We start from the raw sequence: 13,028 nt of genomic DNA on the forward strand, positions 1-13,028 counted from the left end.
TCAGGCTCAACAACTGGTTCAGGCTCAACAACTGGTTCAGGCTCAACAACTGGTTCAGGCTCAACAACTGGTTCAGGCTCAACAACTGGTTCAGGCATAGCACTAGCCATTGACTGTGCTAAATTGTCATTATAATCAATACCGCTTTGTAGCTCAGCGTGACTTGAAGTCTGATAATCAACACTATAAAGCTCTGGCGGCGGTGCTAAGGCTTCATGTGCAGCAGCATCTGGGGCTGATGCCGAAGATACTGGTTCTATAGCTGGTACTTTGGTAGCAAGCCCATCACTATCATAAGTATTGCTCAAGACTTCATCGACTGGCAACGGACGAAACGCCAGTAATCGCAAGATGCACATCTCAAGCGCTTGCATCGGCGTACTTGCAAGCTTAACGCCTTCACGGGCTTGCACAACGATCTCGTAATACAGTTGCAAGACATCAGGGCTGATATGCTGAGCTAGCGTATAAATGTCTTTTGCTTGCGCCTCATTGACATTAAGAGCGACCTCAGGCAACAGCTGAGTCAATGCCAACTGATGTAACAGCTCAGCGAGCCCATCAAACATACTAGTCGCATCGACCATTTGCGCGCGCATTTGCTCAATATGAGCAGCAACCGCAGACTTATCATGATTATAGATATCTGTGATTAGACGCACTAAGTCAGCAGCATCAATAAGACCAAGCATTGCATTAACAGTCGCATCATCCAGTGCGCCTTGACCAAAAGCAATGGCTTGATCGGTCAATGATAGAGCATCACGCACAGAACCTTTGGCTGCACTTGCTAACTGCCAAATCGCTGGCTGAGTATAGCCTACCTGCTCTTTGGTCAAGATATTTGCCAAGTGCTCGCTAAGTAACGTTTGGGGTAATGGGCGTAGTACAAATTGCAAACAGCGCGAAATAATCGTAATCGGTAGCTTCTGTGGATCAGTTGTCGCCAACAAAAACTTCACATGTTCAGGTGGCTCTTCTAGCGTTTTTAATAGCGCGTTAAAGCTGTGCGTAGACAGCATATGTACTTCATCAATCAGATAAACCTTATAACGCCCTTGGCTAGGCGCATAAGGAACATTGTCTAATAGCTCACGCGTGTCTTCGACCTTGGTACGAGAAGCGGCATCAATCTCAATAAGATCAATAAAACGCCCTTGATCAATAGCAACACAGTTATCGCATACACCGCAAGGAGTGCTGGTAATACCTGTATCACAATTCAAGCATTTAGATAAAATACGCGCAATCGTTGTCTTACCCACACCGCGCGTACCTGTGAACAGATAGGCATGATGCAAACGATTGTAATCAATCGCATTAATCAGCGCTTGAGACACATGCGTCTGCCCAATCAACTCGTGAAAGTTTTTTGGTCGGTATTTGCGAGCTAAAACTTGATATTGCTGCGTCATAATAAATGCCAATGTAAATAATACAAATATAAAGGGAGCGTCAAACTAATGAATCATACTATGTTTTGGTTATAACTGAGCTTGAAGTTGGGCCAGCCGGTCATATAAGCGCTGAGTACTTTCATCAATCAATGAGCCTGATTGATGAAAAATATCTAGATAAACCTCAGTATTTACGCTGTCTTCGCACGGCCTAAACTCTACACCCAGTAAAAATAAATCATCCATTACAGGCTCTTGTAACTGGGCATTGGTATCTGACAATAAATCTTTATAAGAGAGCCTAACATTTTCTGCGCTCAGCGAACTGCTATCGTCTTGCGCATAAAACACCATGAGATAATGGCGTCCAAATACATGATAAGAATGCTCATGACGGACATACCCATTCCAGCGCGAGTCTTGATCCATGGTTCTATAAGCTAAGATTTTTTCTACTAGACACGCATAGGTATATATTGACTCATCTACCAAAATATCAACCTGCTCATTTGGTAAAGGTCTACCCGCTTCATAATAACGCTCAAGAACACTGTTAAACAGCTTGAACCACATCCGAGTATTTTTTTGCATCTCAGCCATTAAGGCATCGGCATACACAGTCTGATTCGGCTCTGCTGCTTTAAGTAAGCGTAATTCGACTTGCTCAATTAACTCGTTATCGATTAGCTGCTCTTGCACCCTAATCGCTCTTTGATGAAAGTCAGGTGATTGTAGAAACTGTTTAAGCAATGTCGATTCGTTTTGAAATGATGCAAAGCTAGATAGTTGACGACGATGAAAATCTAAAAAAGTTGTCAAATCACTTGGCGTCACCAATTGATTGAGGATATCAACGAAGTTTTGATGACTAAAGACTTGTAAGATACTTTGCTCATCATCTAAGTCTAAAACACAGTCTTCTGCAAAAAACCGACTGCCATATTCGTAGCCAACTGCATAAGATGAATGGCCCGATTGATCGTCTTGATGATTGATAGACAATGATGTTAAACCGATAAAGTAAACCGCTTTATCAGTTATCACGGCACTTCTATCTACAATTAGGCTGTCGTTTTTTTGATAAATCTGAGCGTGGCGTTTGATAAGTTGGTTAACAACTTCTTTTCTCCACTCACGAACTTTAGCATTATCCACTTCTTGTCTATTCGCTTGCATCACAACCGTATTGACGAGCAAATAAATAGTAGCGCCGGAAAACTCAAAAACAAAATCATAACCCTGAAAATGATCAGAGTCAGTGATTTTGTCATCAGGCAACTCATACAATGATAAAAAACATTGCTGAATCATTTTTTGCCATGGCGCATGTGATGCTTGCTGAATATCCATAATACCTCTATAAACGATATTTCACAAAAAAGCTTATACCCATTCTGTGAAAATGAGCAAAAGCTTTTTATGCTGAGTTAAGTATCAGTTTGGATTTACAGCAAGCAAATTCACCTTAGCTGTCTTGTTTGCGGCGCATATGCGGGAACAAGATCACATCACGGATACTAGCAGAGTCGGTAAATAGCATTACTAGACGGTCAATACCAATACCCTCACCGGCTGTCGGTGGCAAACCATAAGACAATGCTTCGATATACTCTTCATCGAAATGCATAGCTTCATCATCGCCAGCGTCTTTTTCAGCGACCTGACCACGGAAACGCTCGGCTTGGTCTGCTGGGTCATTAAGCTCGCTAAAACCATTAGCCAACTCACGACCACCAACGAACAGCTCAAAACGATCAGTAATCTCAGGATTGTCATCACTACGACGCGCTAGTGGTGATGTCTCAGCAGGATATTCAGTGATGAACGTTGGCTGACGTAATTGATGCTCAGCCGTTTCTTCAAAGATAATTGTCTGTAGTTTACCCACACCAAACACATCTTTGACTTGTTGCTTAAGTGTCGTCGATGCATATTCTGCTAGGTATTCACGATCATTGATACGTGTCATGTCAAAGTTTTCAGCATATTTTGCAATCGCATCAGACATTGATAGACGAGCAAATGGTGCTTTTAGACTAATGGCTTCTTCTTGATAAGTCAGCTCTGTTGTGCCTAGCACATCTATGGCTAACTGATTAAACAGACGCTCAGTCAAATCCATCAAATCATGATAATCTGCGTATGCTTGATAGAACTCAATCATGGTGAATTCAGGGTTATGACGGGTTGAAACCCCTTCGTTACGGAAACTACGGTTAATCTCAAATACGCGCTCAAACCCACCAACGACCAGACGCTTAAGATAAAGCTCAGGCGCGATACGTAGATATAAAGGCATGTCTAATGCATTATGATGTGTCTCAAACGGACGAGCTACTGCGCCGCCTGGTATCGGATGCATCATTGGCGTTTCAACTTCCATAAAACGCTCATTAAGCATAAATTGACGAATACCACTGACGATCTGACTGCGAACCATAAAGGTATTGCGAGTCGTCTCATTAGTCATTAAATCAAGATGACGATTGCGATAGCGCGCTTCTACATCAGCCAAGCCATGGAATTTATTTGGCATTGGACGTAGTGATTTGGTCAGTAGCGTAATTTCTTCAATATGCACATATAAATCGCCTTTACCTGAGCGACCGATATAGCCTGATACACCAACAATGTCACCCAAATCTAGTGATTTAATGCTCGCACGCGTCTCCTCATCAAGCTCTTTACGTGCTACATATAGCTGAATACGGCCTGTCATGTCCTGAATCACAATGAACGAACCACGGTTGAGCATGACTCGACCTGCCACGTTTACTTGTGTTTTTTCACCATTCGCTGCTTTTTCTTCAATTTCCTGCTTTGAGACACCATCAAAAGCCGTCTGTAAGTCTTGCGCATAATCAGTGCGTTTGAACGTATTAGGATACGGCTGTTTACCTGAAGCACTAATATCATCTAGCTTGGCTTGCAGTTGTGCGATTAGCTCGTTAGCATCTTCTACGACTGGGGTTTGATCTTGGTTCTGATTATTGTGCTTTGACATAACACTCTCAATATTTTTAGGTAATTAAATGGATAAACGAAAACAGAAAAATTAAATCAATACTTATTATTATAAGAACAGACATGGTGATAAAAACGATAAAACTGTTGGTACTTTTAAAGACTAACTACTAGTCATTGCCACCGATACTGGCCATCAAATCGGCCTGATGCTCACGCAACAATGCATCAAGAATCTCATCCAAGTCGCCTTCCATAATGGAATCGAGCTTGTATAAGGTAAGGTTGATACGATGATCAGTCATGCGGCCTTGTGGAAAATTATAGGTACGGATACGCTCTGAGCGATCGCCACTACCGACCAAGTCACGACGTATAGAATCCGCCACATCGACCTGTGCTTGTACTTTGGCTTGCTGAATTTTAGAGACCAGCATTTTCATAGCATGTGCACGGTTTTTGTGTTGGCTACGCTCTTGCTGACACTCTACTACGGTACCCGTTGGAATATGCGTCAAACGTACAGCAGAGTCAGTTGTGTTCACGTGCTGACCACCAGCACCGCTTGAGCGGAAAGTATCCATTTTGATATCAGCAGGATTGATATCAACGGTATCATCAATCTCAACTTCTGGCATGACTGCGACCGTACAAGCGGACGTATGAACACGACCTTGGCTCTCAGTTTCAGGGACACGCTGTACACGGTGAGCGCCTGATTCAAACTTTAGGCGACCATATACACTATTGCCAGATACGCGAGTGATGATTTCTTTATAACCGCCATGCTCACCTTCATTTGCAGAGAGCACTTCTAGTGTCCAGCCTTGGCTCTGCGCGTACTTTTGGTACATACGGAACAAGTCACCAGAGAAAATCGCTGCTTCATCGCCGCCTGTCCCTGCACGAATCTCCAAAAACGCTGGTACTTTATCGTTAGGATCTTTTGGTAGCATCATCAGATTAAGTGCTTCTTCCATCTCTACGATGGTACCACGCGCACTCTCAATCTCATCGATCATCATCTCTTTCATGTCAGGATCTGTTGCATCGGCTAGCATCGCTTCTGCATCAGCCTGATCCGTTTCTGCACCCACGTAGTTTTGCCACAGCGTCGTGATCTCCATCAAGTCGCTGTGCTCAACAGACAATTCACGGAACTTGTTATTATCACTGATGACACTAGGATCTGATAATAAAGCGGTGACCTCTTCATAACGGTCTACCATCTGGTCTAAACGCAGGCGTAAGGATTCTTTCATAAAAGGACTTTTAATTGGATAAGAGGAATAAGCCCGTGATTATAGCAAATTTTTTGGGGTAAATTAAAACCTCTAATCATTCTTGTTGATATTGTCGGTAATCTCGATGTTATCTTCTCAAACATCTCTGTTTATATTTAGATGTCACGACGTAATTTCAATAGCAAAAACAACAGACAAAAAAATAGCTAAGAATATTCTTAGCTATTTTTATCAGGACAGGTAGTTAAAGTATTAGACCTTGCGAACTAAGACCGAACCAATAGAGTAACCTGCACCAAATGAGCAAATAACGCCCAAATCACCTGATACTAAGTCGTCTTTGTGGCGATGGAATACAATCATAGGACTCGCTGAGCTGGTATTGGCAAATTCAGCAATAACACTCGGAGCAATCGACTTATCGGCATCTTTACCAACCACGGTACGCAGAATCAAATCCAACATATTGGCATTGGCTTGATGCAACCACATCATCTTAACATCAGACGTTGGGATGTCGTTTTCTTGCAAGTGCTCAGTGATAATCTCTGACACTTTCGGACAGACTTCACGGAATACTTTACGGCCGTTTTGCAAAAACAGCTTATCAGTAACCGGTGCCTTGATGTCTGGATACATTTCAGTCTGCGCTGCTAGATACTCTGAGCGATCCATAAAGCCATATTCGTTTTTGATGTTGGTCGAAAACTGAGTGAATAGCTTAGAGTTTAGAATCTCGTAACCTTTTGGCGTATCTAATTCTTCAACGATAGAAGCGGTCGCCACATCGCCGAAAATAAAGTGGCTGTCACGGTTGCGCCAGTTTAGATGCGCTGAGGTAATCTCGACATTGACCACAGCAATGCGCTTGGCCAAACCAGAGATGATAGAACCATGTGCTTGTGATAGACCAAAAGTCGCCGCACTACACGCAACGTTCATATCATAAGCAAAGCCGCCAATCATACCAATTTCGTTTTGGATTTCGATAGCAACTGCAGGATAAGTACGCTGGAAGTTTGAGCAAGCAAGGATGATACCGTCTAAGTCATTGGCCTCAAGTCCAGCATCAGCCAAGGCATCTCTAAGTGCTGCTGCGCCCATTTCAGCCATGACCGACAGCTCTTCACCCAAGTTACGGTAAGGAATAACTGGCGCCATAATTTCAGTATTTAAGATACCTTCTTTTTCCATCACATAACGTGATTTGATACCAGATACTTTTTCGATAAACGCAGCTGAAGAAGGCTCAAGTGCCGTCACTGTCTCTGCAGCTATCTCTTCAGCATGTTCGGTATTATAGTTTTCAACATACTGGTTAAATGACTCAACTAGCTCTTCGTTACTAATGCTGTAAGGTGGGATATAAAGACCAGTGCCTGTGATACAAGTCGTCATGATAAGCTTCCTTGTCTACTACTGTGGTGCTTGGAATAAGCATAAAAGTGGAAAAATAATAGCCATTCAAATTCAGTGAATAACTGTAAACTTAAAATCAGTGTGTTTATTATGCCTGAATATTATAATTTTTCTAATACTTTGTTACAAATAATCTGTTTCTTGCCATAAATTAGCAAAGACTGCCGTCCTTTTTCGATAGCTACGTTATAATTAGCATCATTTATTCTGTACTATTCATCGAACTATTTTAATAATTCAGAATATTGATACGCGCTCATATTTAGGAATACTAATGGCAGAACTTCTCAACTGGTTATTTGGTCAATACGCTGACTACTCTACAATATTCATCATTCTTGAACTGATTGCCGTTGTCTTTGGCGTAGCAAGTGTCTTACTCGCCAGCAAAACCAATATCCTAGTCTTCCCTATTGGTCTGGTCAGCACTGCTATATTTGTGTACCTACTGTGGAAGTGGCAGCTGTTTGGCGATATGTTCATCAATGCTTACTATACCGTGATGAGCTTGTATGGCTGGATTAACTGGTCAAAGAACAAGAAAAACCAGTATGTTGAGCATAAGCAGTCAGATGCCAATGAAGTCCGTATTGAGCATTTACATGCAGGTGACATCCCTATACTTTCTGCTTTGGCAGCAGGAACGATAGCTTTTGTAGGCTTGGTTTATTATTTCCGTCCAGTGATTAATAATGGCTTTAGTTTCGATGGTACGGTACTTGGGATCCATCTATTTACTTGGGTCGATTATATCGACATGCTTACCACGGCTTTGTTTTTGATGGCAATGTGGCTCATGGCACGACGCAAAATCGAGCATTGGATACTCTGGATCATCGCTGATGCGATATCGGTACCGCTATACTTTTATAAAGGTTTTACTTTTACCGCGCTACAATATGTAGTTTTCACTCTTATCGCAATCTGGGCATACTATGAATGGCAACGACGCTACCGTGTACAACCTCGAGCAGCATACGCCTAAATCTGTCATCAACGTCGCGGTTTTAGGGGCAGAAAGTACGGGTAAGACGACCTTATGTCGTGATTTGGCCGCGCATTTTGATGCTCCTTGGGTGTCAGAATATATGCGTACCTACTTACAGGCAAAATGGGACGACGAGCAGCTGACTTGTACGTGGGAGGACCTGCTCCCTATCGCACAGGGGCAAATTACACTAGAAAATACCCTAGCCAAACAGATCGCTCAGACGTCTGATGCCAGTGATTATTTGTTTTGTGATACCAGTTTGTTTGAGCTAATGGTTTATTCTTATTGGTATTATGACGATTGCCCTACGGCCCTTGAGCAAGCAGCGTTGGCCCATCACTATGACTTGATATTACTAACTGATGTTGATACGCCATGGGTCGCCGATGACCTGCGAGACAGTCCACACCAACGCGATGAGATAAGTGCTTATTTCGCCAATCAATTGAGCAAGCACCAAAAACCTTTTCAACGCATTAGTGGCGATAGAAAAGCGCGCGTTCAACAAGTAGTAGCGCAGCTCGCTAATATAGATAAAATATCGCCTGAATAAAGCTAAATAGCTATACCCAAAAACTTATTTATATTTGTGTTTTTAAGACTTTCTTGTCTTTAACACTTTTTTGTATTTGAAACCTAAGAGATACCCATGCTAAAGAAGTTTGAGCTTTACTTAGAAAAAACTATATTTAATAGCCGCTGGATATTGGCACCTTTTTATCTAGGGTTGGTGTTAGGCATTATTTTATTATTTATTAAGTTTGTCCAAAAACTATGGCACATGTTCGCTGACATTCTGACGGCCTCTGAAGCCAGTGTGATTGTAGATATATTGGTATTGGTTGATATCTCTCTAGTTGCCAGTTTATTGCTTATCATTATATTCAGTGGCTATGAAATTTTTGTCTCAAAAATCGATACTGGCACTCATGATGATCGTCCTAGCTGGATGGGCAAAGTGGACTTTTCTGGTCTAAAGCTCAAAGTCATCGGAGCAATCGTCGCTATCTCAGCGATTGATCTGCTAAAGTCCTTTATGGATATATCTAGCGGAATGAGTGAACTTGATGCTGACAAACTCATGTGGAAGGTTATTATTCATATGACCTTTGTATTGTCTGGCTTGTTATTCGCTATTATGGATAAAGTCGTTGGCGACACGAAAAAGCATTAAAAACATTAATAATCGAAAAATAATTATCCGAAAATATCGACTTTCGCCCTTTCACTGTTTTTCCATATTTCCTGCACATCTTCTCGTTATACCCTCTCTATGATGTCTTTTAAAACCACGGTCTGCTATTTCGGCAGCTGTGGATTAAAGACACTTAGGAGGCGACCACATGCAAAAAACATTATTGACTAAGTTATCCATCATTGTAGGACTTTGTATTGTCTTTTCAATCGGGCTCACTATGATTAGCGATATCATATACGAGAGGCAATACTACGCAGAATCAGTGATAAAAGAAATCACACAGCAGCATGTCAATCCACAAGAAGTGATCAATCCATTTATCGCTATTCCCACGACAGTCACACCGGCATGTCAGTCAAATGCATCTGATACACCAAATATAAAGAGCAAATGCGAATCGTCATACTCGAAAATTGAGACGATTTTTGCCTCTCAGACGCAAGCTGCACAAGACCTAAAAGTGAACACAGACACTTATAAACGCGGTATTTATAGCGCTACTAGCTATGATGGTCAGCTGACATTCGATCAGAGTTATACCTTTGCTGAGACTTTAGAAAATTTAGATCAGATTGGCACTACAATTGACAATGATACAGATAAGACACAGCTAGCCAAAACCATTACCCACTGGAACAAGGTAAAACTTATCATTCCTGTGTCTGATTTGCGCGGTGTCGCCACCTTGCCTACTGTCACAATCAATCAAAAAACGATTGCAGCAAACTATCCGCAGATACCAATGATAGAGAACTTGACCTATGTCGAAGTAGATATTCCTAAAGATATATTGGAGCAATTAAGCAATCCTACTAGCCCGCATAATAAAGATAGCTTTATTGTTACAGGCTCAGTGGATGCAGATCTAAATAAATCAGAGGTAAATAGCCAGTTATCTAATCCTAAAGACAATCAAGCGCTTCATATTGTGATCGACTTGCCATTAGCTGGCATTAGTAATTTAACGACTATCCCAACTGGGCAGAACTTTACTCTATCTATGCACAGTGACTGGCAGACACCAAACTTCATCGGCAAAGCACTACCAAATACCAAGAGCATTACCGCTGCAGGATTCGATGCCAGTTGGCAAAATCAGTATCTAACCGTTGCAAATAATCAGTACCTCTCTCAATGTCTCAGCGCGCCTAACCATCAATGTACTGTCATAAGTGAATCAATGCTCAATACCGATAGTCATTCGTACAATCCTGATTCGTTTGAGGCATCAAGAGGTCTGACGGCAGACAGTGCGGCAGTAGCTGGCAGTAATCAAAGCGTTCTACTAAACAGCTTTGGGGTTAGTTTTGCAAGCCCTAACGATGTCTATCTACAAACTGAACGAGCCATGAAGTACGCTTTGCTATTAATGTTGGTATCGTTTGGTACTTTCTTTTTATTTGAAGTGCTCAAATCAAGTCGTATCCACCCTATTCAGTATCTGCTCGTCGGCTGCGCACTATTTGTCTTTTATGTCTTATTACTGCCGCTTGCAGAACAAATCGCATTTTGGCAAGCCTATATGGTAGCGGCCAGTGCTTGTGTTGGGCTTATTGGCTGGTATAGCTACTATGTATTTGGCGGTTTGAAACGGGCAGTAATCTTTACCACGACGCTTGCTGGGCTATACGCTGCGTTTTTCGGTATTTTAAGTACAGAAGATCTCAATCTATTATTAGGTGCGATATTCTGCTTTGTGATACTTGCCTGCGTGATGGTGATGACTCGCAAACTTGACTGGTATAAAGTGACATAAATGATGAGAGCCATGCACTGTATAAAGCAAGTCAAACAAACTGTCAGTAAATGAAAGGTTTTTATCTAATAATTTGAAAAAACTTGGCTGCCTTAGCTTATCAACTGAGCTAAGGCAGCCAAGTAGTAATATTATTTGACGATATGATTGTTTAACGCTTTAGCCCAGTTATTGCAATTATCCTCGCAGCGCGGGCAACACTGATTGGGATCAGAGATTTCATCAACATAACCGCAATACATACAAGCATAGTAAACCCCTGCTTCTACTTGCTCGACCGGTCGATATTGCTTGGGGAAAAGCGGCATACCGTAGTCTGTTTTTTCAGAGGTGTGCAACAAGATACTAAAATTGCCATCAGCTTCGAGCAAACCGACACGAACTTGGCCTAAATGCTCAACCCCTTGTTGGCGCATTTCAGCAAAAAACTCATCATGTGACATTTCCCCCTGTTTAATCTTATCAAGCACCAGCATGCCATCTTCTACAATATACATTGAGCGCCCCTCTAGCAGGTCCTCAAAAGGCTGGAACTTCATCATCGCCCAAGTACAGAGCCTATAAAGTGAAATGACCGTACCCATGATTAATACCGCTTGGATAATCGGCAGGTCTTCGGTGAACATAGGGTCACCTGCAATAGAGCCCAATGATAAAATAATGGTTAGCTCGAAAATAGAGAGCTGACGGACGCCGCGCTTACCAGTGAATCGCAAAAATGTGATAATTAATACAAACATTACAGTGACACGTATTAAAATTTCTACGGCAAACAACCAAGTTGTGTCATAAATAAAAATACTTGCCCAATTCATACTATCTTTTCCTATTTATTTATCTGATTTATTGTGTTTAATGAATGTTGTTCTAATAGTTCATTTGATGCGACGCACATCATCCCTATTTTTAGACCTTATCGTCAATATAACTATCGTTATTCTGATTTAAAAGAGACTTTTTGCCATAAGTACGACAAAATATCCTGTCCTGTGAGACAGCTATAGATTAGATTGATAATTTATCAATCTATTATCTTTGCTAAGAAATAAGCGTTCGTTATAACAGCGTATCTCAAGACCTAAAATTAAAATCCTATGCTTGCCTGTTTTGTGCCATTTATTCATTGTAGGAATTACTTTTGAAAGCCACTATTTATACTATTATTGCGTTAATCGCCTTTGCCGCAAACTCTCTGTTTTGCCGAATGGCATTGGCGGAAGGCTATATCGATGCTTGGAGCTTTACCATCATTAGGCTAGTCAGTGCGACGGCTTGTCTAGGCATTATCATGGCTATACATGCTTACAGACTGCAACGCCAAACGCCCAATCATAACAATCCTACCGTCCACGCTATATTAAATGACAAAGGCAGTTGGTTGAGTAGTCTCAGCTTGGTGATTTACGCACTATGCTTTTCGATTGCGTATGTAGAGCTTGATACGGGCACTGGTGCATTGATTTTGTTTTCAGCGGTACAGCTCACCATGATTGGCTGGGGTATCTATAAAAAAGAGCAATTAAGCGCACTACAATGGTTAGCATTTGTTGTTGCAGTCGCAGGATTCGTGTATTTGATGTTGCCATCAGCTGCCATACCGTCACCATTGGCGGCAGCGTTAATGGCTATGAGCGGCGTGGCTTGGGGAGTATATAGTGTACGCGGCAAATCATGCGTCTCACCACTTCGAGCGACAGGGTTTAACTTTGTGCGTAGTTTAGTCGCTGTGCCTATACTATTACTGGTAGGTATGACGTATCTAGATGACTTGGGTTTTAAAAATATCAATTTGGAGGGTATTACGACTGAAGGTGTACTACTCGCCTGTGCATCAGGAGCGATCGCCTCAGGGTTGGGCTATAGTATCTGGTATACAGCGATGCCACTATTGAAAAACACACAAGCCGCTATCGTTCAGCTATGTGTCCCTGTGATTGCTGCGTTGCTAGGTGTGATATTTTTGTCTGAACAGCTGACTATGCCCTTTATAGTTGCAAGCACAGCCATTTTGGGCGCGGTCTTGGTGTTTACCTTAAATAAAAAAGTACCAGCATGAGAT

11 protein-coding genes are annotated in these 13,028 nt (G+C 41.9%); 5 read left to right on the top strand and 6 right to left on the bottom strand.

All coding sequences use genetic code 11. The features are described 5' to 3' along the window. The 5 genes from dnaX to ACQKC9_RS00755 all read right to left on the bottom strand — a co-directional run. Positions 1-1,415: DNA polymerase III subunit gamma/tau (gene dnaX, locus ACQKC9_RS00735; protein ID WP_427620135.1), on the bottom strand; the 1,415-nt coding region annotated here is incomplete at its 3' end. Between the two features lie 69 nt (positions 1,416-1,484). After that, positions 1,485-2,747 carry a hypothetical protein gene (locus ACQKC9_RS00740; protein ID WP_427620136.1) on the bottom strand — a complete coding sequence of 421 codons (1,263 nt, stop codon included), beginning with the start codon at positions 2,745-2,747 and terminating at the stop codon, positions 1,485-1,487. 115 nt (positions 2,748-2,862) lie between these two features. Next, positions 2,863-4,401: a lysine--tRNA ligase gene (gene lysS / locus ACQKC9_RS00745; protein ID WP_102090341.1), complete on the bottom strand. Its 1,539-nt coding sequence runs from the start codon at positions 4,399-4,401 to the stop codon at positions 2,863-2,865. Between the two features lie 130 nt (positions 4,402-4,531). Further along, entirely contained in the window at positions 4,532-5,623 is a 1,092-nt protein-coding gene (prfA, locus tag ACQKC9_RS00750) for a peptide chain release factor 1 (RefSeq protein ID WP_427620137.1), read from the bottom strand. Positions 5,624-5,857: 234 nt separating this feature from the next. After that, positions 5,858-7,003 carry a beta-ketoacyl-ACP synthase III gene (locus ACQKC9_RS00755; RefSeq protein WP_057760302.1) on the bottom strand — a complete coding sequence of 382 codons (1,146 nt, stop codon included), beginning with the start codon at positions 7,001-7,003 and terminating at the stop codon, positions 5,858-5,860. Positions 7,004-7,298: 295 nt separating this feature from the next. Between ACQKC9_RS00755 and pnuC the strand changes: the two genes are divergently transcribed. The 4 genes from pnuC (at position 7,299) to creD (ending at position 10,969) form a co-directional block, all read left to right on the top strand. Further along, a complete protein-coding gene (pnuC, locus tag ACQKC9_RS00760) occupies positions 7,299-8,009 on the top strand; it encodes a nicotinamide riboside transporter PnuC (RefSeq protein WP_427620138.1) in 711 nt (236 codons plus the stop codon). Next, positions 7,981-8,568: an AAA family ATPase gene (locus tag ACQKC9_RS00765; protein WP_427620139.1), complete on the top strand. Its 588-nt coding sequence runs from the start codon at positions 7,981-7,983 to the stop codon at positions 8,566-8,568. The genes pnuC and ACQKC9_RS00765 overlap by 29 nt, the downstream gene beginning before the upstream one ends. Before the next feature lie 96 nt (positions 8,569-8,664). Beyond that, positions 8,665-9,189 carry a TIGR00645 family protein gene (locus ACQKC9_RS00770; protein WP_102093027.1) on the top strand — a complete coding sequence of 175 codons (525 nt, stop codon included), beginning with the start codon at positions 8,665-8,667 and terminating at the stop codon, positions 9,187-9,189. A 169-nt stretch (positions 9,190-9,358) separates the two neighbouring features. Continuing rightward, the gene (creD, locus tag ACQKC9_RS00775) at positions 9,359-10,969 is read left to right on the top strand and encodes a cell envelope integrity protein CreD (protein WP_427620140.1); all 1,611 of its coding nucleotides are present in this window, start codon (positions 9,359-9,361) and stop codon (positions 10,967-10,969) included. 131 nt (positions 10,970-11,100) lie between these two features. Here creD and ACQKC9_RS00780 read toward each other — a convergent pair whose 3' ends face one another. Continuing rightward, positions 11,101-11,784 carry a DUF421 domain-containing protein gene (locus ACQKC9_RS00780; RefSeq protein ID WP_290176278.1) on the bottom strand — a complete coding sequence of 228 codons (684 nt, stop codon included), beginning with the start codon at positions 11,782-11,784 and terminating at the stop codon, positions 11,101-11,103. A 323-nt stretch (positions 11,785-12,107) separates the two neighbouring features. Between ACQKC9_RS00780 and ACQKC9_RS00785 the strand changes: the two genes are divergently transcribed. Further along, positions 12,108-13,025, top strand: a complete 918-nt coding sequence (locus tag ACQKC9_RS00785; RefSeq protein WP_427620141.1) for a DMT family transporter — start codon at positions 12,108-12,110, stop codon at positions 13,023-13,025. Positions 13,026-13,028 lie beyond the last annotated feature (3 nt).

The sequence above is a fragment of the Psychrobacter sp. NPDC078409 genome (genome assembly GCF_050268505.1).
In the GTDB taxonomy this organism is placed as follows: Bacteria; Pseudomonadota; Gammaproteobacteria; order Pseudomonadales; family Moraxellaceae; genus Psychrobacter.